At 73.6% G+C, this 22303-nt stretch carries 14 protein-coding genes; 3 read left to right on the top strand and 11 right to left on the bottom strand.

Going from position 1 to position 22303, the window contains the following annotated elements; all coding sequences use genetic code 11:
• Positions 1-19 precede the first annotated feature (19 nt).
• Entirely contained in the window at positions 20-3286 is a 3267-nt protein-coding gene (locus tag SCATT_RS23060) for a lectin (protein ID WP_014145582.1), read from the bottom strand.
• 878 nt (positions 3287-4164) lie between these two features.
• Positions 4165-6219, bottom strand: coding sequence for a DUF5107 domain-containing protein (locus SCATT_RS23055; protein WP_078590813.1), 2055 nt, complete (start codon positions 6217-6219; stop codon positions 4165-4167).
• Positions 6220-6438: 219 nt separating this feature from the next.
• Between SCATT_RS23055 and SCATT_RS23050 the strand changes: the two genes are divergently transcribed.
• Positions 6439-7050 (top strand): NADAR family protein, encoded by a 612-nt coding sequence (locus tag SCATT_RS23050; RefSeq protein ID WP_014628555.1) that lies wholly within the window; start codon positions 6439-6441, stop codon positions 7048-7050.
• Here SCATT_RS23050 and SCATT_RS23045 read toward each other — a convergent pair.
• The 3 genes from SCATT_RS23045 to SCATT_RS23035 form a co-directional block, all read right to left on the bottom strand.
• Positions 7022-8506, bottom strand: coding sequence for a glycoside hydrolase family 47 protein (locus SCATT_RS23045; RefSeq protein WP_014145579.1), 1485 nt, complete (start codon positions 8504-8506; stop codon positions 7022-7024). The genes SCATT_RS23050 and SCATT_RS23045 overlap by 29 nt on opposite strands.
• Before the next feature lie 154 nt (positions 8507-8660).
• Positions 8661-9329: a response regulator gene (locus SCATT_RS23040; RefSeq protein ID WP_014145578.1), complete on the bottom strand. Its 669-nt coding sequence runs from the start codon at positions 9327-9329 to the stop codon at positions 8661-8663.
• Complete coding sequence (locus SCATT_RS23035; RefSeq protein ID WP_173405654.1) at positions 9326-10609, bottom strand: sensor histidine kinase; 1284 nt, start codon at positions 10607-10609, stop codon at positions 9326-9328. Before SCATT_RS23035 ends, SCATT_RS23040 begins: the two co-directional genes overlap by 4 nt.
• Positions 10610-10842: 233 nt before the next feature.
• On the opposite strand from SCATT_RS23035, the gene SCATT_RS23030 reads away from it, so the two are divergent.
• On the top strand, positions 10843-11679 hold the full coding sequence (locus SCATT_RS23030) for a COG4705 family protein (protein WP_014145576.1): 837 nt from the start codon (positions 10843-10845) through the stop codon (positions 11677-11679).
• A gap of 61 nt (positions 11680-11740) precedes the next feature.
• Here SCATT_RS23030 and SCATT_RS23025 read toward each other — a convergent pair whose 3' ends face one another.
• From SCATT_RS23025 to SCATT_RS23000, 6 genes are all read right to left on the bottom strand, one after another.
• Positions 11741-12673 carry a S66 peptidase family protein gene (locus SCATT_RS23025; RefSeq protein ID WP_014145575.1) on the bottom strand — a complete coding sequence of 311 codons (933 nt, stop codon included), beginning with the start codon at positions 12671-12673 and terminating at the stop codon, positions 11741-11743.
• Positions 12670-14679: a prolyl oligopeptidase family serine peptidase gene (locus SCATT_RS23020; protein ID WP_014145574.1), complete on the bottom strand. Its 2010-nt coding sequence runs from the start codon at positions 14677-14679 to the stop codon at positions 12670-12672. The genes SCATT_RS23025 and SCATT_RS23020 overlap by 4 nt, the downstream gene beginning before the upstream one ends.
• A gap of 60 nt (positions 14680-14739) precedes the next feature.
• On the bottom strand, positions 14740-16170 hold the full coding sequence (locus tag SCATT_RS23015; RefSeq protein ID WP_014145573.1) for a M20/M25/M40 family metallo-hydrolase: 1431 nt from the start codon (positions 16168-16170) through the stop codon (positions 14740-14742).
• Positions 16163-16996, bottom strand: a complete 834-nt coding sequence (locus tag SCATT_RS23010; protein WP_014145572.1) for a M55 family metallopeptidase — start codon at positions 16994-16996, stop codon at positions 16163-16165. Before SCATT_RS23010 ends, SCATT_RS23015 begins: the two co-directional genes overlap by 8 nt.
• 128 nt (positions 16997-17124) lie before the next feature.
• The gene (locus SCATT_RS23005; RefSeq protein ID WP_014145571.1) at positions 17125-17847 is read right to left on the bottom strand and encodes a class I SAM-dependent methyltransferase; all 723 of its coding nucleotides are present in this window, start codon (positions 17845-17847) and stop codon (positions 17125-17127) included.
• Positions 17848-17982: 135 nt separating this feature from the next.
• A complete protein-coding gene (locus SCATT_RS23000) occupies positions 17983-20412 on the bottom strand; it encodes an ATP-binding SpoIIE family protein phosphatase (protein ID WP_014145570.1) in 2430 nt (809 codons plus the stop codon).
• Positions 20413-20638: 226 nt separating this feature from the next.
• Between SCATT_RS23000 and SCATT_RS22995 the strand changes: the two genes are divergently transcribed.
• Positions 20639-22285, top strand: coding sequence for a hypothetical protein (locus tag SCATT_RS22995; protein WP_014145569.1), 1647 nt, complete (start codon positions 20639-20641; stop codon positions 22283-22285).
• Positions 22286-22303 lie beyond the last annotated feature (18 nt).

Here is a 22303-nt window from a genome sequence, read left to right as displayed (position 1 = left end):
TCGTACACGTCGCGTCATGTCAGCCGCCGTAGCCGACGGCGAACAGGTGGATCGTCCCCGAGGCCGCGGCCGGCAGGGTCAGCGAGGCGACCTGCTTGCCCGCGGCCAGCGGCACCTCGACCGCGAAGACGTCGGTGGTCACCTTGTCCTGGCTGCCGTCGCCGGTGTTGCGGTACGGCGTGGTCACCGCGACGGTGTTGCCGGCGGCCGGCTTGGAACGGCCGGCGTTGAGCGTCCAGTCGGAGAAGACCACCGGGGCCTTGCCGGTGCTGCCGTCGGTGTAGGTGATGGTCAGCTCTCCCGCGGCGCCGGTGGTCGGGGTGCTGGTGCCCGCGCCCAGCAGACCGAGCCGGGTGGCGCCCGCCGGGCCGTTCGCCGGGATCGTCTGCCCGGCCGCCGCGATGTTGTCCAGCCGCCCGGAGGCCACCGTCGGCCAGGTGTAGCCGATGCCGTTCACCGTCAGCTTGCTCCCCGAGGTCACCCCGGAGGCCTTCAGCGCGTCCTGCGAGTAGGCCCAGCCGCCGCCGTCGAAGCCGCCGGTGAAGCGCGCGCCGTCGGGGTAGACGCCCTCACCGGTGTAGTACGGCCACAGCTCGCCGGGGCCGGCCACCACCACGCGCAGCACCGCCGGGCCCAGGTCCGCCCCGGAGTCGGTGGTCAGCGTGAACGGCACCGGGTAGACCCCCTCGTCGTGGCCGGCCGTCACCTTCACCGGCACGTCCGCGCTGCCGCCGGCCGGCACCCGCACCGTGCCGGAGGCCGCGTCCACGCTCACCCCGGCCGGGGGGTGCGCCTGCCAGCGCACGGTGACCGCCCGGGGACCGATGTCGGTCAGCGTCAGCCTGCCGGTGCCGCTCGCCCCGGGGGCGACCACCAGCCCGACCCCGGAGGGCCCGGCCGCGGCGAGCACGTCGTGCTGCCCGGTGGCGTCGGACGGCGGAGCGGACCTCGGCGCCGCGGCCCACGAGGTGTCCGGCCGGGTGCCGAGGGTGTAGTCCAGGGTGGCGCCGCCGCGCAGCGACGCGTAGCTGAGCCAAGGACGGTCCCAGGTGCGGCCGTTGACGGTGAGCCGGTGGACGTAGGGCGCGTCGTCGGCGGCCTGCGGGGCGTTGATCCGCAGCGTACGGCCGCCTTGCAGGGCGACCTCGGCACGCGGGAAGCCCGGGCTGCCGAGCACCAGGGTGTCCTCCCCCGGCACCTGCGGATACATCCCGAGTTCGGAGAAGACGTACCAGGAACTCATCGCCCCGAGGTCGTCGTTGCCGAACGACCCGACGGGCGCGTTGAAGTACAGCTGGAGCTGCGCCTGGCGCACGGCCGCCTGGGTCTTCCACGGCTTGCCCAGGTAGTCGTACTCCCAGGGGATCTCCAGGCTGGGTTCGTTGCTCAGGTCGGCGTTGACGCCGGTGGGGTGGGCGATGTTCGACAGCAGGCCGTCGAGGTAGGCGCTGTACGCCCCGGGACCGCCACGGGCCGCGATCAGCGCCTTGAGGTTGAAGGGCACCATGGGGGTGTACTGGGCCGAGGTGCCTTCGATGAAGCCGTTGGAGGTGCCCGGCGCGAAGCCGGGGGCGAACTCCCCGTCCGCCAGCTTCGCCTGGAGGTATCCGGTCTGCGGGTTGAAGACGTTCTGCCAGTCCTGTGCCCGGGTGGCGAACCGGGTGTACACGTCCTTGTGCCCGAGCGACCTGGCCATCGCAGCGAGCGCGTGGTCGGCGCTGTCGTATTCGAGCTGGGTGGAGACCGGCCCGTAGAAGTTGCAGCAGCCCCAGTTCCTGCCGTCGATCGGCAGGTAGCCCATGGCGTCCCGGACGGCCTCGCCGGGGCGGTCGTTGTTGGGCTTGGTGGCCTGGTAGACCATGGCGTCCAGGGCGTGCCGGGCGTTGAAGTCCCGGGCCCCGAAGGCGTAGGCGTCGGCGATGATGGCGGCGCCGGGGTCGCCCGCCATCACGTAGCTCTCCCCGTTGTTGTGGGCCCACTTGGGCAGCAGCCCGGTCTGGTCGAACCCGTTGAGTTCGGAGGTGACCACGTCGCTCGCCGTCCTCGGCGCCACCAGCGCCATCAACTGGGTCTGCGAACGGTAGGTGTCCCACCCCGAGTAGGTGGCGTACTGCGCCTGCTGGCCCCTGGACACCTTGTGCACCTGGCCGTCCATGCCCGCGTAGCCGCCGTCCACGTCGGAGAAGACGTTGGGGTGCAGCAGCGCGTGGTAGAGCGCGGTGTAGAACTTCACCTGCTGGTCGTGGCTTCCGCCGCCGATCCGCACCCGGCGCAGCACCGCGTTCCACGCGTCGTGGTTCGCCTTGCGCACCTTCGCGAAGTCGAACCCGCGGATCTCCTTCGCCAGGTTGAGCCCCGCCGCCGCGTCCGTGGTGTACGAGATCCCGACGGCCGCGGTGACGGTACGGGACTTCACGGTGTCGAAGCTGACGTACACCCCGTTGGCGCCGGTGACCGGCGGTGAGATGGTGCGAGGGGCGGGGGCGCCGTGGACGGTGGGCTGCGGGCGGTCGGGGAGCGTCAAGTGCGGCCCGGCGACGGCGCGTTGGGCCGTGCGTTCCTGCTGGCGGGGGCGGCCCTGCCGCAGCGAGGTGGCCCCGGGGTTGACGGTGCCGCCCACCCAGGTGCCCTTGGCCCGGAACGGCCGGTCGAACTTGATGTCGAAGTGCAGGGTGTAGGTGTTGGCGGCACCGCAGAAGTGACCGCTGTTCACGGCTCCGGTGATCTCGTGGTCGTTGACGATCCGGGCGCGGGTGCCGTCGACGCGGGTGGCGCCGCCGCTCAGTTTGAGCAGCAGGTTGCCGTCCTTTCCGGCGGGGAAGGTGAAGCGGCCCAGGCCGGAGCGGGTGGCGGTGGTCAGCTCGGTGGTGACGCCGGTGGTGTCGGTGACCCCGTAGTAGCCGATGCCGGTGTGCTCGGCGGCGTGGCCGAAGGGGGCGGCGGTGTCGCTGAGCGAACCGGTGAGGGGTCCGCTGGTGGGCAGGATCGGCACGTCACCGCCGGCCGGACAGCCCGGTCCGGAGACGTGGGTGAGGCTGAAGCCGGAGATCTTGCCGTCCTTGTACTCGTACCCGCCGCCGTCCGGCCGGTGCGGCGTGGTGTCGGGGCCCCACTGGAGCATCCCGAACGGCATGTCGGGGCCGGGGAAGGTGTCCACCTCGCCCGAGGTGCCGATCAGCGGGTTGACCAGCGAGGCGGGGTCACCCACCAGAGGTGGCGGTGCCACCGCGGCGGCGGTGCCGACGCCGCCGGCCAGAGCCTGGAACGGCAGCAGGGCCAGGCTCAAACCGACGGCGCCGGCGAGTCGTGCCCCGGGTCTTGGCGCCCCGTTTCGGCGCCGGAATCTTGCCATCACGTGCCTCCATGCGGTCGGGACTTCACGGATGACGTGCCTGACGTACGGTCGCCGTGCCGGCATGCGGAGTTCACACGGCACAGCCGACGACACCGGCCCCCGGCGCAACCGCCGGCCCGGCGACAGCGCTCGTGACAACGTTGCCAGAAGGTCGTTTGCCAGGTTCGGCCATCCCCTGACCCCCTGTCAACACTCCGCACACCGCCCCCGTCCAGTCAGCGGGCTCCGGATACCCGGAGGGGTGACGCGGTGTGGCCCTGCGGGCGAACCCGGCGGAGGGCGCCGGAACGCCCGGTGGTCGGGCGGGGCTCCCGGCCGGGGCGGGGCGGGGCGGCGCGGGGCGCGACGGGACGAGGGGCGCCGGAACGCCCCGGCGGTCGGGCGGGGCTTCCCGTCGGCCCCGGCAGCGCGGACACGGTCCCGCGGAACCGACCGCGGCGGAACGCCGGCCCGGCGGGGCTCCCGGGCCGAGGCGGGGTGGCGCGGGATGACCGACGAACCCCGCAACGCCCAGCCCCCCGGGAGACTTCCCCGCCGGGACGACACGGCACGGCGACACAGCACGATCACGCCCCAGCGACGCACGGCGGAACGCCCGCTGCCCCGGCGGCACTTCCCGCCGGGACAGGGCGAGACGGGACGACCGGCACGTCCCGGAACGCCCCGGGAGGCCCGCCGGGACGGTATGACGCGGCGGCGCGGCGCGATCGCGCGGAACCGCACACGGCGGGACGCCCCGCCGGCCGGAGGCGCTTCCCGCCGGGACGGCATGGGCGCGGTGGTGGGGCGGCCGACGCACGCCGGAACGCTCAGGCGGGGCGCATGCGGAAGTCGTAGCGGGGCGGCAGCGGATGCTCGGTCCTGGCCCGGCGGCGCGTCTCCTCGGTCACCGGGCCGTCGCCGGCCACGAGGCGTTCGGCGATCGCGAACCAGGTCTCGGCGAGCACTTCGTCGCCCTCCCGCAGGTCGGCCACCTCGAAACCGGCGTCGAAGAGGGCGCGGGCCGCCGGGGCGTCCCCGCGGGCCAGCGACGTGCGCGCCGTCAGCAGGCGGAAGCGCCCCCGGGAGCGTACCTCGTCGGGCAACTGTTCCAGTATCGCGGCGGCCTCGTCGGCCCGTCCCACGGCCAGGAGGGCGGGCACCGCCTCGCGGGCGAGCGCGGTGAGGGCGGCCGTGGTGAGGTCGGGGTCGGCGTCGGAGCCGGCGGCGTGGGCGAAGGCCTCGGCGTACCGTTCGGCGGCCCGTCGCGGCTCGCCCGCCTCCGCGTCGGCCACCGCCAGGCACCGCAGCGCCCAGGGGGTGACCGCGTGCCGCAGCGACCGTTCCCAGCTGCGTACCGCCTGGGCCCGGTCGCCCGCGTACCACTGGGCCACCCCCAGGTGGTAGTCGGCCGCGCAGCCGGAGGGCGCCGCCTCCAGCAGGTCGCGCCAGTGCGGGGCGACCAGCGAGTGGTCGAGCGGGATCAACGGGCCGGGGCGGTCCGGGAACTCCCCGGTGTGCAGCAGCTCCAGCCACGGGCGCTGGCTCGCGCCGAGACTCGCCGCGCCGAACGGCGTCCCGGGCAGCTCGTATCCGCCGCGCTGCACCTCCAGGGCGCCCCAGCCGGAGCCGGCCGCCAGCATCTCCTTGGGCTCGGTGTCCGCGCACCGGGACCACTCCGCGGCGGCGGCCCGCAGCCACTCGTCCGGCAGTACGGCGTCGAGCCGTTCGGCCACCGCCGTCCGCGCCCGCGTCCAGTCGTCGCCGTGCACCACGGCCGGGTCGGCCTCCAGCGGGCCGTACGCCTCCAGCCACGACACCTCGGCGCCGGCGTCCAGCGGTACGTGTTCGAGCTGGGTGCGGGCGAGTCCGGCCTGGATCTCCAGGTAGTCGCCGCCGTCCGGTCCGCTCAGCCACCGCTGCCAGCGCTGCCCGCCGGTGCCGTTCCCCCAGACGAAGAGCTTGCGTCCGCGCAGTTCGGCGGTGGAGGTCTGCACCAGTCCGTGGCCGTCCTCGCCGAGGGCGGCGATCCACGGGCGCGCGGTGGCCGGCACGTCGTAGAAGAAGTCGGCGGCGTGTCCGGTACGGGTGGCGTAGGTGCGGTCGGCGCCGTTCCACCGCGGTACCGGGATGCGGCGCAAAGCGCGTTCGTACCCGAAGTGCCAGGCGTGGTCGGCCGGCACCAGCACCCGGGTGCCCGGGGTCTGCGCGACGGCGGTGTTGGACCACCAGTAGACCGGCACCGGGTACGGGTGGGGGTTGCGGATCCGCACCCCCACCAGCAGGAAGTCGCAGCCGTGCGGCAGCCACAGGTCGACCTGGAAGGGCACGTCCCGCAGGCGTTCCCACTCCCACAGCCGCAGCATCTCGCCGCCGTCGGGGGCCACCACGCGGGCGGCGTGCAGCGGGGCGCAGGTGAGCGTGGTGTGTCCGGTGGCGCCGATGTTCCATTCGATGCCGCCGGCGAACCAGGCGTCGGCGAGGCCGAAGTTGGCGGGCTGCAACACGGGGTTGCGGTGGAGCAGTTCGCGTCCGGTCGCCTTGTGCGTCAGCGAGTGGACCCGGCCGCCGTAGCCGGGCAGGACGGTGGCGGCCACCCGGTCGTTCTCGATGCGCAGCGCGTCCACGGCGACGGGCGCGCGGTCGCGGCCGTAACCGTCCCGGATCCGGACCGGCAGCACCGAACGCAGCGGGGCGTAGCCGATCTGCCGGGCCATGTCGGCCGGGAGCGCGGCGCGTTCGCGTTCGTCGAGCCGGTGCACCTCGTCGGGGGTGCCCAGCGCCGGAAGCGGGTTGTCCGGGCCGACGGGCGCGGCGGACAGGGTGATGCTGGTACGACGCACGGTGGTGGCCAAGACCGCCCCTCTCTCTTGCCGATGCCCCATCGAACCCGGTCCGGGCCGGTGGTGAACAGGTCTTTCCATCGACAGATCGACCCCTTGACGCATTGCCGCCGCGCCAGTGAGACCGTTTTGGCGCGGTCTTTACCAGGCGGGCGTTTGGGACGGCGGAAGCGGTGCCGAACGACGGCCGTGCGGGGCGGCGTTCCGGGGCCGGGGGAAATCCGGGGGCGGGGTGTCGTACCCCTCTGGGAGGATCGGAGCATGCGGGAGATCACGGGGGACTGCGCGGCGGTCCGCGACCGGGCGGAGCTTGCGGCGCTGGTCGCGCGCGGGGCGCGGCCGAGGTATCTGATGTTCTGGGGCCACCGGCCCCGGCGGGACGGCGGTGTGGGGCCGGGCTGCCTGAGCCAGTGGTGGCCGTCGCCGTTCACGGTGGAGGGCGTGCGGTACGCCACCGCCGAGCACTGGATGATGGCCGGCAAGGCACGGCTGTCCGGGGACGCGGAGACGGCGGCCCGCGTGCTGGCGGCCGGGCATCCCGGCGAGGCCAAGACGCTCGGCCGCCAGGTGCGCGGCTTCGACGAGGAACGGTGGGTGCGGCACCGCTGGGAGCTGGTGGTGGCCGGCAACCTCGCGAAGTTCGGTCAGGATCCGGCGCTGCGCGCGTTCCTGCTGGGCACCGGTTCGCGGGTGCTGGTGGAGGCCAGCCCGCTGGACCGCGTCTGGGGCACGGGCGTCACGGCGGACGACGAGCGCGCCGCCGATCCGGCCCGCTGGCCCGGGCTCAACCTGCTGGGCTTCGCCCTGATGGAGGCCCGGGCGCGGCTCGCGGCCGGTCCCGCCGTCAACGACCCGGCCGGCGCAGCCCCTTGAGAATCTTGCCCTCGGTGGAGAGCACCCCGGTGCGGTAGTCGAACCGGGGGCTGTCGGCGAAGATCAGGTACAGGTACTTGGGGTTCTCGGCGAACCAGTACGCCGGGGTCAGGTCGCCCAGCCGCATCGGCGAGGCGGTCACGTCCGCGGCGATGGTGTAGCCGCCGGGCACCCTGAGGTGGTCGCGCATGCCGGTGAAGTACCGGTACGCCGTGCGCTTGTAGTACGGGTCCCGGGTGAGCCGCCACAGGTCGAAGGAGGAGTTGACGTACTCCGGGCGGAGCTGGTTGCCCGTGTCGGTGGCGGCGAGGGTGCGGTAGTCGATGCCCTCGGGGAGCACCGGGTAACGGTCGAGGACGGCGGTCCACGACTCGTAGTAGGCGCGGGCGTGCCGCGGGTCGCCGCCCTTGCCGAGCAGTCCGGCGTAGAACGAGGCGAGTTCGGACTGGCTGGTGCCGAGCTGCCGTCCGGTGGCCGGGTCCACCTGGCGGAACCACAGGTGTCCGGTGCCGGTGTCGGCCTGGTGCTTGAGGATGGCCGAGGTCAGCGACCGGTACCAGTCGCGCAGCCGCCGGTCGCCGAGGAGCGCCCAGCCGCCCCACAGGTACTCGTAGAACGAGTCCACCGGCGGGTTGGGCGCCACCGACGCCGGATCGGTCCAGCGTCCGGTCTCCGCGTCGATCGAGGTGCCGAGCAGCCCCAGCGAGGTGCGCCGCGCCATCGCCGCCCGGTACGCCCGCATCGAGGCGTCGAGGTAACGCCGGTCGCCGGTGAGCCGGGTGAGCAGCCCGAACTCCATGACGTTGGTGCCCACTTCGGCCAGCGGCACGCTGCTGCCGCTCACCGCCCCGGTGCGCAGGTTGACGTGGGTGTACGGGATCCCGGTGGGCGAGGCGAACGCGGGCAGCAACCGGTCGGTGAACTCCCGGCACCGGTCCAGCAGCCGCTTGCGCCCGGTCGCCAGGTACCCGGCGAGCAGGCCGCCCACCAGCCGGATGACCGCCTCGAAGACGTGCACGTCGGCGTCTTGCGCCGGGTCGAAATGGGCCTCGATCCAGTCGCAGCCGCGGGCCACCTCCGCGTCCTCGCCCATCACGTACAGCGTGTCCAGCGCCTCCACGATGGAGAGCCCGAACGTCCTGCCCGGCGCGAAGAAGTCGTTGCGCCCCCCGCTGACCGGCCGTACCTCGTCGTACCCCCACGCGACCTGCGTGTAGCCGCGCCAGCCGTGCAGGAACTCGCTGCGGATCTCGGCGGCGACGCGGTGGTCCGGGGGCAGCGCGGTGGTCCGGGCGGGACCCGGGTCCGAGGCGTCGGCCGTGCGGTCTGCCGCCGACGCCGGCCACGGGGTCAGCGCCGCCGCGGCCACCGCGCCGGCAGCCCCCAGCAGCGTCCGCCGGGCCGGCCGCCGACCCGGTTCCGAAGGGATGGGAAACGAGCGGGAGTCGTGTCTCATGGCGCGGAGATTAGCCCCGGGACGCACGTTGCCCAAGGGTCCGTGCCAACGTTGTCGGGACGGATGTGGTCCGGATGGCGGGGAACGCGTGGCGGGGACGGCTCCGCCGGGGCGCCCGGACGCGGCGGTGCGTCGCGCTGCCCGCGGCGTCGGCTCATTCGGGACGGGGCCGGACGAGTCCGATGTCGTAGGCGAAGATGACGGCCTGTACGCGGTCCCGGGCTCCGATCTTGGCCAGGACGCGGCCGACGTGGGTCTTCACGGTGGATTCGGACAGGACGAAGTGGGCCGCGATCTCACTGTTGGTCCAGCCCTTGGCGATCGCGCCCAGGATTTCGAGTTCCCGGCCGGTGAGGGCGCTCAGTCTCGGGTTCTCGGCCGGGTCGCTCAGGTGGCGCGCGGCGGGCTCGATGTACGCGTCCAGGAGGCGGCGGGTGAGCGCGGGGGCGATCACGGCGTCGCCCACGGCCACGGCGCGGATGCCGGCCAGGAGTTCCTCGGGTCGCGCGTCCTTCAGCAGGAAGCCGCTGGCACCGGCCCTAAGAGCGGCGTAGACGTATTCGTCGAGGTCGAAGGTGGTGAGCACCAGGACGCGCGAACGGTTGCCGGCGGCGACGATGTGGCGGGTGGCCTCGATGCCGTCCATCCCTGGCATGCGGATGTCCATCAGCACGACGTCGGGGCGCAGTTCGGCGGCCATGCGGACCGCCTCCGCCCCGTGCGCCGACTCGCCGACGACGTCGGTGCCGGGAACCGACTCCAGCAGGACGCGGAAGCCGTACCTCTGCAAGGGCTGGTCGTCCACGACGAGCACGGTGGTCACCGGCCACCGTCCCGCGGCGCGAGGTCGAGGACGGCCTCCATCTGCCAGCCCCCGTCGGCCGTGCGGCCCGCGCTGACGTTCCCGCCGTAGAGCGCGGCTCGTTCCCTCATGCCCACCAGGCCGTGTCCTTCCTCGTTGGGCGGTCCGGGCCGGCCCGGACCGCCCGTGTCCTGGACCCGGACCGTCAGCCGGGTCTCCTCGACCAGGATCGCGAGATCGACCCGGGCCTTGGGGCCGGCGTGTTTCAGGGTGTTGGTGAGGGCTTCCTGCGCGATGCGGTACACGGTCAACTGGACTCCGCGATCCAGGGCGTCCACGTCACCGGCAGTCCGGTGGACGACGTCCAGTTCCGCCGCGCGCAAGCCGGCGCACAGCGTCTCGATGTCCCTGATGCCGGGCTGCGGACTCAGCTCGGGCTCGCGGCGCGGGCCGTCCTCGCGCAGCACGCCGAGGACGCGTCGCAACTCACCGAGCGCCTGACGGCCGGTGTCCGCGATGAGTTGCAGCGCTTCCTTGCCGCGGGCCGGATCGAGGTCGGTGGCGTAGGACCCGGCGTCGGCGAGGGTGATGACGACCGACAGGTTGTGGCCGACGATGTCGTGCATCTCCCGTGCCACCCGGGCCCGTTCGGTGGCGGCGGCCAGTCTGCTGCGCTGGTCCCGCTCGATCTCCAACTGGACCGCCCGCTCCCGCAGCCCGGCGAGCTGGGCCCTGCGGATCCGTACCGCCAGGCCGAGCGCGAGGGGCGCGGTCGCCGTGCTCAGCAGGAAGAACAGCGCGTGCCAGACGGGCACGACCCCTGAGACACGCAGCGCGACGAGCACCATTCCGCCCGTCAACGCCGCGCACACCACCGGCAGTTCCCGCGGTCGCCCGTGCAGAGCCACGCTGAACAGTGCGACGCAAAGGGCGACGTCCGCCCGCAGCACGACATTCCGCGACCACTGGAGCAGGAACACGGCCATGACGGCACCGAAGGCCACGCCAGGTCTCCGGCGCCACCAGAACAAGGGGAGCAGCAGTCCGGCATGAAAGGCCAGAATGCCCGCCCTGGAGCACTGCGCGAACACCACCTGCCGCCAGCGTGAGTCGTCGCAGTAGACGACGCTTCCCCGTACCAGGTCCGGTACGCACAACACCAGGAAGACCAGCACCACCACCGCGGTGTCCAGCGCCCACGGACGCGCGCGGTCGACGTGCCGCAACCGGCGGCTGACCTGTCCCAGCCAGGCGACCAGCGGTCCCATGCCCACACCGTCGTCCACGGTCACGGATGCCATCCGTCCATGATGCACGCGGTCGTACGAGCCGGGTGGTACCGCGGTACCACCGGCCGGTGCGGAGATCGTCCCGCGGTACGACCGATCGAAGCGCGGTCGAACCTAACGTTCCCGACGAGGCGCCAGAACGGCTGGTCGCCCCGGTTCGAGGGACCAACAGTGGTAGATGCACGGAAGTTGACGAGCCCACCTGTGCCCGGCGGCAACGGGTTTATATGTGCCGGGGAGCAGTTGTGACCGGTGTCGACCTTCAGCGCCGTGTCGGCGCCCCTTACCCCAAGGTGCCGGCGCTGACCGCCATGTTCTGGGCCGTCAAGTTGCTCACGACCGGCCTCGGGGAGTCGGCCTCGGACTACATGGCCGCGGGCGGCCACTGGATCCTCCTGATCCTCACCGTCATCGCCTTCGCGGCGACGCTGGTGTGGCAGTTCCGGTCACCCCGCTACCGGGCGATCCCCTACTGGACCGCGATCCTCGGGGTCGGCGTCGTCGGAACGATCGCGGCCGACGTGGTGTCCTACGTCGTCGGTGTGCCACTGCCGATCGTGGTCGCCGGCTACGCCGCTGCCACCGCTGCCGTCCTCGCGCTCTGGTACCGGTCGGAAGGGACGCTCTCGGTTCACAGCATCACCACGCGGCGACGCGAGCGGTTCTACTGGACGACCGTCATGTGCAGCTTCGCCCTGGGCACCGCGACGGGCGACTTCACGGCCGGCACGCTGGGCCTCGGCTTCGTGGGCTCGATCGCGCTGTTCGGCATCGCCATCGTGATCCCGTGGATCCTTCATCGCCGCGGGCGCCTACATCCCGTCACCGCCTTCTGGTCGGCGTACGTCCTCACGCGGCCACTGGGCGCCTCGGTGGCCGACTGGCTCCTCAAGCCCCTCCACGACCAGGGGGAGGGAGGCGGAGGGATCGGCCTCGGGGCGGGCACGGTCACCGTGGGAGGACTCGTCCTGTTCGTGCTCCTCGTCGCCTACCTGGCGGTCAAGCGCCCCGACGTGCAGGAGGACACCGGCGACGTGGACGCCCGCCCCGTGGACGCCGCCGTGGAGACGGCGGCGGACTGAGCAGGGCTGCCGGGCCTCGCACCGGCGCCGCCGTCTCGCCGGGCCGCCTGCCCGGCACCCGTCAGCTCAGCGCCGGTATCTCCATCGTCAACGTGGCCGCGTCGGCGTCCAGCACCGCCGGCAGCCCGAGCGGCACGGTCAGGCTGGAGTCGCCGTGGCCGAACCCCAACTCCTCCACGACGGGCACGCCCAGCCCGCCGAGCCGGTCGAGCAGCACGTCCCGCACCGCGTCGTAGGGCCCGCAGTCCCGCCAGGAACCCAGGACGACGCCGGCGACCCCGTCCAGCCAGCCGGACCGCAGCAGTTGGGTGAGGATGCGGTCGAGGCGGTACGGCCGCTCGCCCACGTCCTCCAGGACCAGGATGCCGCCGTCCGGCGCCGGCTCGGCCTCCGGGGTCCCGATCGACGCTGCCAGCAGCGCGCAGCAACCGCCCACGGTGACCCCGCGCGCCGTACCCGGCACCAGCGTCCGCGCCCCCGCGCAGGTGAGCACCCGGGCGGTCTCCGGGGCGAACAGGGTGCGCCGCAGATGCTCCTGGGTGGGGTCGTCCTTGACGAAGACCTCCCCCGCGACCACCGGCCCGTACAGCGAGGCGAGCCCGAGCCGGTGCCCCACCGCGCGCTGGAGCGGGGTGACATCGCTGAAGCCGACCAGCACCTTGGGCCCGGCCGCCCGCAGCGCCTCCCAGTCGAGCAGGTCGATCACGCGCTGCGCCCCGAAGCCGCCGCGTGCGCACAGCACCGCCGCCACCGACGGGTCGCACCACGCCTGCTGGAAGTCGCGGGCGCGGGCGGCGTCGTCCGCGGCGAGGTACGGCAGCACCGGGTCGGTGCCGCGGGCGTGGGGCGCGAGCACCGGGTCGAGGTCCCAGCCGCGCAGCACGTCGAGCCCGGCGTCGAGGCGTTCGGGGACCACGGGTCCGCTGGTGGCGACCACGGCCACCCGGTCGCCGGGGCGCAGTCTGCGCGGCCGGGCCAGCTCCCTCGCCGTCATGTCGTCAGCTCCAGCTCGGGGACGTCGGGCGCGGAGAAGCCGAAGACCTGGGCGTAGAGGGAGAGTTCGGCCTCCAGGCAGGTCACCATGGTCTCCAGGCGCCGGAAACCGTGGCCCTCGCCCTCGAAGGTGAGGTAGGCGTGCGGGATCCCGCGTCCGGCGAGCCGGGAGAGGAACCGCTCCGCCTGCACCGGCGGGCAGATCACGTCGTCCAGCCCCTGAAGCAGCAGGAAGGGTACGCGGAGCCGGTCGGTGCGGGTCACCGGCGACCGTTCCCGATAGCGCTCGGGCACCTCGGCGATGGGTCCGACCAGCGACTCCAGGTAGTGGGACTCGAAGTCGTGCGTCTCGCCCCCGGCCGACCAGCCGGTCAGGTCCAGGATGGGGTACAGGATGGTGCCGCAGGCGAAGGTGTCCACCGAGGTCAGCGCGGCGCCGGTGGTCCACCCTCCGGCGCTGCCGCCGCGGATCGCCAGCCGCCCGGGGTCGGCCGTCCCCTCGGCGGCCAGCGCCTCGGCCACCGCGGCGGCGTCCTCGACGTCCACCACGCCCCACTGCTCCCGCAACCGGTTGCGGTATTCACGTCCGTAACCGGTGGAGCCCCCGTAGTTGACCTCGGCGACCCCGATGCCCCGGGAGGTGAAGTAGGCGATCTCCAGGTCGACCACGAGCGGTGACCGGCTCGTCGGCCCGCCGTGCACCCAGATCACGTAGGGCGGCAACTCGCCCTCGGGCGCGGTGTGTTCGGGGTTGCGGGGCGGGTGGACGTGCGCGTGGATGTCCCGGCCGCCGGGGCCGGTGAAGGTGCGCTCCACCGGCTCGGGGAGGAACGCCGGGTCGACGACGTCGTGGTGGGCGGCGCCGATCACCCTGGGGTGGCCGGTGCAGGTGTCGAGCTCCACGACCTCGCGGCCGGTGGTGGCGGTGGCGGCGACGCCCACCACCCGGGTGTCGTGCACCGTGAGCGTGGCCGCCCACTCCGTCCACGGGCCCGGGGCCTCGGCGAGTTCCCCACTGGCCGGGTCCAGGATGCCCAGGCGCTGCGAACCGCGGCCGTGCACCACGGCGACGAGCCCGCCGGCCAGCGGGGCGAACCAGCGCATCCCGATCCGCCAGGCCGGGCCCGCGAACTCCTCCTGGCGCGGACAGAGGTTGACCGCGTCACCGCTGTGCGGGTCGACCCGGTGCAGGTTCCACCAGCCGTCCCGGTCGGTGGCGGCCAACAGCGTGCCGTCCGGGGCCCACTCCACCTGGGCCACCGACTCCTCGGGCCCGCCGATCAGGGTGCGGGTGCCCTTGAACCCGGCCGGGGTGACCTCGGCGAGCAGCACCTCGGTGCCGTCCCACGGCATGCGCGGGTGGTCCCAGGCGATCCAGGCGGCGAGCCGGCCGTCCGGGGACAGTCGCGGACCGGTGACGAACCGGTGGGTGTCCTCGGTGAGTTCGCGCACCGCCGCGCGGTCACCGGCCGCCGATCCGTCCAGCGGCACCGCGGCGATCACCCGGCGCACGTCACCGGGGCCGGGGCCGGTGAACTCCTCCAGGACGCACCACACCTCACCGCGGTCCAGGTGCGGCTGCGGCTCCGCCCAGCGCAGCCCGCCGCCGACCTCGCCGACCGGGGTCAGCGGATACGGCTCGGCTCCGGGCGTGTCCGGCTCGTAGGCGTACAGCCGCTGGTCGGCGAAGTTCACGAAGACGATCAGCGGACCCTCGGGGCGGTCGGCTCCGGCCCAGGGGGCGCCGCCGTACTCGATGACACGGCTGCGGAGGTTCCACGGCGGGGGGAGCACGGACTCCTCGGTGGCGCCGGATCCGTTGCCCGGGGTGCCGGCCGCCCGCCGCCGGATCAGGGCGCGCCGGCCCGCCTCGGCCGGGCGTGGCTCGGTCCACCACACGTCGTCGCCGACGAACCCCACGAACTCCGGCCCGCCGTCGTGGGATGCGGCGGTCGCGGCGTCGATCGGGGACTGCCAACTGCCGTAGGGGGCGGTGCGGGCGGTCATCTGCGGCTCTCCTTCCGGCCCGGGGCGGGCGGTGCTGCTCGTCGGCTCGGCACTGGTCGTTCAGCGGGTCAGGAAACGGTCGAGGACTCTCACCCCGAAGTGGAGGGCCTCGACCGGCACCCGTTCGTCCACGCCGTGGAAGAGCGCCTGGTAGTCGAAGCCGGGTGGCAGCTTCAGCGGGGAGAAGCCGTAGCCGGTGATGCCCAGCCGGGAGAACTGCTTGGCGTCGGTGCCGCCCGACATGCAGTACGGCACGACGTGGCCCTCCGGGTCGAAGTGCTCCAGCGCCTCGCGCATCGCGGCGAACGTGGGCGAGTCGACCGGGGCCCGCAACGGCACCTCGCGGTGGTGGTACTTCCAGCCGACCTCGTCCCCGGTGAGCCGGTCGAGGGTGGCTTCGAACTCCGCCTCGCCTCCCGGCACGACGCGCCCGTCGACGTGCGCCGTCGCGCTGCCGGGGATGACGTTGATCTTGTATCCGGCGGAGAACATGGTCGGGTTGGCGCTGTTGCGCACGGTGGGTGCGACGAGGTCGGCGGCCGGGCCGAGCGCGGCGAGCAACTCGTCGACGCGCCGGGCGAGTTCCTCGGGCGAATCGGTGTCCAGCCGGGCCGGCAGGCCGTGCAGCGCGGCGAGTTCGGTCAGGGCGGCGCGGACGGTGGGGGTGAGCCGGACCGGCCAGCGGTGCTCGCCGATGCGGGCGATCGCGGCGGCGAGCTTGGCGACGGCGTTGTCCCGGTCGACCTTGGAGCCGTGGCCGGCCTTTCCGGTGGCCGTGAGTTCGAGCCAGGCGGTGCCGCGCTCCCCCGCGGCGACCGGGTAGAGCCGCATGCCCGGTCCGGCGTGGAAGGTGAAGGCGCCGGATTCGCTGATGCCCTCGGTGCACCCTTCGAAGAGGGCGGCGTGTTCGCGGACCAGGAAGTCGGAGCCGTAGGCGGCCGAGTCCTCCTCGTCGGCGGTGAAGGCCAGCACCAGGTCGCGGCGGGGCCGGCGGCCCTGCCTGGCCCAGGCCCGCACGGTGGCCAGGACCATCGCGTCCATGTTCTTCATGTCGATGGCCCCGCGGCCCCACACCACCCCGTCGCGCACCTCCCCGGAGAACGGGTGGACGCTCCAGTCGGCCGGCTCGGCCGGGACGACGTCGAGGTGGCCGTGGACCAGCAGCGCCCCGGCGAGCGGGTCGGTGCCGGGGATCCGGGCGACCACGTTGGCCCGGCCGGGTACCGACTCCAGCACCAGCGGCTCGATCCCGGCGTCGGCGAGGTGTTCGGCGACATACTCCGCGGCGGGGCGTTCCACGCAGTCGCCGGCGCCGCGGTTGCTGGTGTCGATCCTGATCAGCTCGGAGGTGAAGCGGACCACCTCGGCCAGGGCGGCCTCGTCGGGCCCGGGGTGCGGGGACGGGCGCCGCAGGGTGTGGCCGTCGGCGGGGCCCGGGGCGCCGGGGCGGGAGGCGGCCGTAACCGTCGGGGTCAGTGGTGTCTCAGCCATAGGTCTCCTCCACCGCTGCCGAAACGACCGTGGTCACGGCCTTGAAGCACCGGATTCCCTCGTACATGGTGTCGGCGGTGTAGCGCACCCGCCGTTCGCCGCACCGCTCCACGCTCGGCACGACGGCCGCGGCACCGGTGAGGTGGGCGGCGTCGAACTCGATCTCCACCGTGAACGGTCCGGCTTGGGCCGGTTCCTGGCGGACGGCGAGCGCCGCGGCCTCCTTGGCGGCCGTGGTGATGTCGGCGGCCGTGCGGGCCGGCGGGCGGCACACCGCGGCGTACCGCGAGACGTAGTCCTTGACCGCGACCGTGCGGGCCCGCGGTGCGTAGCCCCGGGCGTCGAGCGCGGTGCGGTCGTCTCCGGTGACCAGCACCACGGGGACCCCGTACTCGGCGGCCACCAGCGCGTTGAGCCGTCCCTCACCGGCCGGTTCGCCGTCGACCCAGACGCCGGTGATGGAGTTGGCGAGGTAGGTGTGGGCCAGCACGCCTTCGGTGCCGGCGCCGGTGTGGTAGCCGAGGAAGGCCACCCCGTCCACGTCGCCGCGTTGTATCCCCTCGACCATGGAGAGGTCCTTGTGGCGACCGGTGATCATCTCGGCGCGCTCGTCCAGCTCCTCCAGCAGGAGGTTGCGCATGGTCCAGTGCGCCTCGTTCACCAGCACCTCGTCGGCGCCACCCGCGAAGAACCCGGCGATCGCCGCGTTGACGTCGGAGGTGAACATCCGGCGGCAGCGCTGCCACTGCTCGGTGCCCGGCAGCACGTCGGCAGGCCAGGTGACGCCGGTGGCGCCCTCCATGTCCGCGCTGATGAGGATCTTCATGGCACCGAACGCTACGCGGCGGTCAAGTTCCCCGCCAGGGCTGTGGATAACTCGATTGGTCTAGTCCGGGGAGTTATCCACAGGGCTGGTGCGATCTCTTGCGGGGTCCCACACTCGGGCCCATGCGATCAGTTCTCACATCCCACGACGAACCATTGGGCCGGAAGGTCGATCCGGGTGCCGTCCGCCCGGTGTTCGGTCATCACCAGGTCGGTCTCGCCGCGCGCCAGGATCGTCAGCCCGGCCTCGGTCAGCAGCCGCGGCACCTCCGCGTCGCCCGCCTCCGCCGGGGTGAGGCCGTGCTCGATCACGCTCGCGACCTTGGGCGGCGGGCCGCCCGGGCCCTGCGCCGCCTCGCGCAGCACTTCTTTCGCCCGCGGGAGCAGCTCGGCCACGAACCCCCGCCCGCGCCTGCCCAGCAGCGTGGCGACGGCCCTCGCCACCGCCGGGCGCGCCTCGGCCTCGCTCTGGTGGATCACCGCGCGCAGGTAGACGTTGGCGTCCCCCAGCGCGTCGTGCAGGTCCCGCACCGCGGCCGGGTCCGCGGCGTTGAGCTGGCGGAACTCGGCGACCCCGGCGGGGTCGGCCCGCCGGGCGTGGGCCACCGCGGCGTGCGAGAGGTCGACACCGACGGCGCGCCTGAAGCAGGTGGCCAGGTACCGGGTCTGGGTGCCGGTGCCGCAGCCGAGGTCCACCACCGGCAGATCGGGGTCGGCGAACGGGGAGAACAGGTTCATGTGCTGCTTGGCGCTCATCTCGGCGTCGCAGTCGAAGACCGCCGCGCCGGGCTCGTCCGAGGTGTCCCGCCAGTAGCTCTCCCACGCCTCGCGGTATCGGCTGGACACGCTCATTCGCACTCCACTGGCTCGCACTTCACGTCAATTCCCTTGCTACTCCCCCCAGTTGGAGCTCGACAAGTACCTCATTCAATCATTTGCCAGGTGTTCGATCCGGGACCGCCCAACCTGCCTGCCGGAGCCGCCGGGTCAGCCACGGGAAGCGCGCGGCAACGGCTGCTCGAACCAGACGGTCTTGCCCCGGCCCCGCCGGCTCGTACCCCACTTGTGGGCCAGTCTGTCGACCACACGCAGACCGCGTCCGTACTCGTCGGCCGTGCCGCAGCTCAACAGCGTCGGCAGCGTGTGGTCGTCGTCGGTCACCTCGCACAGCAGCCTGTCGGCGCGCACCAGACGCAGCTCCACCTGGCTGGTGTCCGCGTGCCGCACGGCGTTGGCCACCACCTCGCCGACCAGCAGTTCGGCGGTGTCGATCGCCTCGTCGAGCCCCCAGCCGCACAGCGTCCGGCGGGTCAGCGAGCGGGCGCGGGCGGCCTCCTCGGGCCGGGGCTCCAGCCGCCAGGCGGCCACGTCGGAGGGCGGGATGCCGTTGAGCCGGGCCATCAGCAGCGCCACGTCGTCCTTGCGTCCGCCGACCGGGTTCAGGGCGCGCACGATCGCGTCGCAGGCGTCGTCCATCGAGGCCGCCGGGTGCGCGGCGCTCTCGCACAGCGCGGCGAGGCCCACCCCGATGTCCTGGCCGCGCACCTCGACCAGCCCGTCGGTGCACAGCAGCAGCCGGTCTCCCGGCGCCACCGGCACCGCCACCGTTTCGAACGGCACCCCGCCGACCCCTATCGGCGCCCCGGTCGGCAGGGTCAGCAGCTCGCTGCAGCCGTCCTCGGCGCGGACCAGCACCGGCGGGATGTGCCCGGCGTTGGCCAGCAGCAGCTCCGAGCCGATCGGGTCGTAGACCGCGTACAGGCACGTCGCCAGGTAGGTGTCGCCGAGCCGCTGCGCCAGGTCGTCGAGGTTGCGCAGGAGCTGGGCGGGCGGGAGGTCGAGCGAGGCCATGGTCTGCACGGCGGTGCGCAACTGGCCCATCATCGCCGCCGAGTTGAGCCCGTGGCCCATCACGTCGCCGACCACCAGCGCCACCCGGGAGCCGGGCAGCCGGATCGTGTCGAACCAGTCGCCGCCCACCCTGCCCAGGCGGGTGCCGGGCAGGTAGCGGGTGGCCACGTCGCAGCCGGGCATGCGCGGGCTGATGCGCGGCAGCATCCGGTCCTGGAGCGTCTCGGCGACGTTCTCCTGGTAGGTGTACATCCGGGCGTTGTCGAGCACCAGCCCGGCGCGGGCGGCGAGTTCGGCGCCGGTGGTGCGGTCCATGTCGTTGAAGGGCTCCCGGTCGCCGCGGCGCAGCAGCACCATGAAGCCGAGCACCACGTTGCGCGCCTTGAGCGGCACCACGAGGATGGAGCGCCCGTTGATCAGCGGACGCAGGTCCCGTTTCTCGAACTGGGCCGAGATGCGGTCACCCAGTTCGTCGCTGATGCGCGGGATGAGCACCGGTTCGCCGGTGACCATGCACTGGAAGAACGGGGTGTGTTCGGGGAAGGCGATGGCCTCGCCCACCGGCACGGTGTCGTCCCAGCGTCCGGGTTCGTCGTTGTGGTCGACCCAGACGCGGTGCCAGACGGTGGTGACGTCCGGCGGGCCGTCCGGGAACCCCTCGCCGGCGAGCACCTGGGCGCGCAGGTGGGTGCCGGCGAAGTCGGCGAACCGGGGCACCGCCGCGCTGGTCACCTCGCGGATGGTGCGTTCCAGGTCGAGGGAGGTGCCGATGCGTCCGGAGACCTCGTTGAGGAACTCCAGGCGTTCCCGGACCGCCGCGTACTCCAGGTCCGGGGCGTCCGGCCCGGCGGGCGGGGGCACGTGCGGCTGCGGGCGGGCGGCGTCCGTCCGCCGGGTCCCTTGGGGACGGCCGCGTCGCAGGAGGTAGCGGGGCACACCCCAGTCGGGGGTGACGGGGACCCGGTCGTGGTGGCTGATCTCCAGCACCGGGTAGCCCAGTTCCAGCACCTGGGAGACGATCCGGGCGCTGCCGGCCGGGCCCATGTTGGGGAGGATGTCGGGCAGCCGGCGGGAGAGCTCGTCGGCGTCGGGGAACTCGGTGTGGTGGGCGAAGCCGGGGTAGACCCGCTCCCGCAGCCCGTCCCCGGCCTCCCCGACCGGCACCCGGGCGGTGTCGGTGATCAGCAGCAGGGTCCGTTCCGGCCCGGGGCCGACGAGCGGGTAGGCCCACCACAGGACGTCCACCGGTCCGCACCGCGCGTCGGAGAGGTGGGCGCGGCCCGCCGTGGGGTAGGGCGCGCGGGCGCCGATCGACGTCTCCAGCACCGGCCCGGCGTCGAGGTCGTCGGCGTCACCGGGCGCGTCCGGCTCGTCGCGGAAGGCCCCGCCGACCGGCAGCAGATCGAGGACCGGGCTGCCGACGGCCTCCTCCCGGCTCACCCCGAGCAGCCGGCGGGCACCGCTGCTCCAGTGGGAGACCAGCCCGTCGCCGTCCACGACGACCACGGCCAGCGGAATCCGTCCGGAGACCGCGGCGGAGGGTTCGGGCGGCACGTTTGCGTCCATGGTGCGCGGGGCTCCTTCCACTGTCGGGCCGCCTGCCGACCGGGCCAGGCCCGGGGCAAGATCTGCGACGCCGCAACCACGGTACGACGCGGGGGCGTCACCGCGAGGCACAAAGCGGGAATCCAGCGCACGCCCGCGCACACCACCCGCACGGCGTCACACCGTGCACCACGTGTTAGCGTCCCGTCCTGCGCACGGCATCTGGGAAACACGGGGAGCAATCACCATGAGTACGCTCGAACCGGCTCCCCGTGCCGTACTCCTGTTCCGCCGCCCCGCCGTGCGATGGCTGCGCGACCCGGTCGTGGCCGCCCTGCTGCTGGCCGGCGCCCTGCACGTGCTGTGGGCGGTCTTCCTGGCCAACGAGGGCGGGGACCTGGCGGCCCAGTACGCGTGGACGGCGTTCGCCGACCGCAACCCGGACTCGGCCTACAACCTGTCCTGGTACGGCGGCATGCACCCGGCGTCGTACAGCGTGCTCACGCCCTATCTGATGGCCGCGCTCGGGGTGCGCACCACCGCGGTGATCGCCGGAACGCTCTCCGCCGGGCTCTTCGCGCGGCTGCTGGTGCGGGCCGGGGTGCGGCGGCCGTTGCCGTCCGCGTTGTGGGGGGCGTTCGCGCTGTGGTGCGATTCGGCCTCGGGCCGGGTGACGTTCGCGATCGGGGTGATGTTCGCCCTCGCGGCCACGGTGGCGGGGTACGAGTCGTGGGGCAACCGGATGGTGCGCGGGGGCGCGGCGGCGGTGCTCGGTGCGCTGGCCACGCTGTGCAGCCCGGTGGCCGGTCTCTTCGTGGAAGTGGTGGCCGCGGCGATGTTCCTCACCGGGCGCCGGAGGGCCGGGTGTGTGATGGCCGCCGGGCCGGTGCTGGTGGTGGCCGCCACCACGGTGTTCTTCCCCTTCTACGGGGTGCAGCCGTTCTCGGTGGGCGGGGCGCTGCTGCCGGTGCTGGTGGCCGGGCCGCTGGCGCTGTGGGCGCCGAGGTCGTGGCGTCCGGTGCGCACCGGTGCGCTGGTCTACGTGGTCGGGGTCGTGCTGACGCTGGCGATCCCGTCGCCGGTGGGCAGCAACGTGTCGCGGCTGGCGCTGCTGTTCGGCGGGGCGCTGCTGCTCGCCGCGGTGGCCGAGCCGGGACGGGCGGGCGGCACCCGGCGGTTGGTCGCGCTCTGCCTGGCGTTCGCGGTGGCGGCGGTCTGGCAGGTCGTCAAGCCGGTGCAGGACCTGATCGCCACCCGGCCGGCGAACGGCTGGCCGTCGTACGCCCGGCCGCTGGTGGCCGAGTTGGACCGGCTCGGCGCCGACCGCGGCCGGGTGGAGGTGGTCCCGGCGCGCACCCACTGGGAGGCGGCGGGGCTGGCGCCGTACGTGAACCTGGCCCGGGGCTGGAACCGCCAGGCGGACGTGGAGCGCAACCCGTTGTTCTACCAGGACGGGCTGACCGCCGGCGCCTACCACGACTGGCTGCGCCGCTGGGCGGTCGGCTACGTGGTGCTGCCCGACACCGAGTTGGACAACGCCTCGGTGGCCGAGGCTCACCTGGTGGAGCAGGGGCAGCCGTGGCTGCGGCAGGTGTGGCGGGACGACCACTGGCGGGTGTTCCGGCTCACCGATCCGGTGCCGATGGCGGCGGCGCCGTCCAAGGTGGTCCGGGCCGGGGCCGGCGAGTTGTCGGTGGACGTCCCGGCGGCCGGGCCGGTGCTGGTGCGGGTGGCGTGGTCGCCGTGGCTGGAGGTGCTGGGCGGCCGGGGCTGTCTGGAGCAGGACGGCGAGTGGACCCGGCTGCGGGCGCGGGGCGCGGGTACGTACCGCATCGGGGCGCGCTACCGGTTGCCGCGCGGTACGCCGTGCCGCCCGGGTCCGCACGGCAGCTGAGCGACACCGTCGGTGGTG

The organism is Streptantibioticus cattleyicolor NRRL 8057 = DSM 46488, assembly GCF_000240165.1.
GTDB classification, from domain to species: domain Bacteria; phylum Actinomycetota; class Actinomycetes; order Streptomycetales; family Streptomycetaceae; genus Streptantibioticus; species Streptantibioticus cattleyicolor.
Note: the sequence above shows the minus strand (reverse complement) of the source record. Positions and strands in the feature narration are given on the sequence as shown.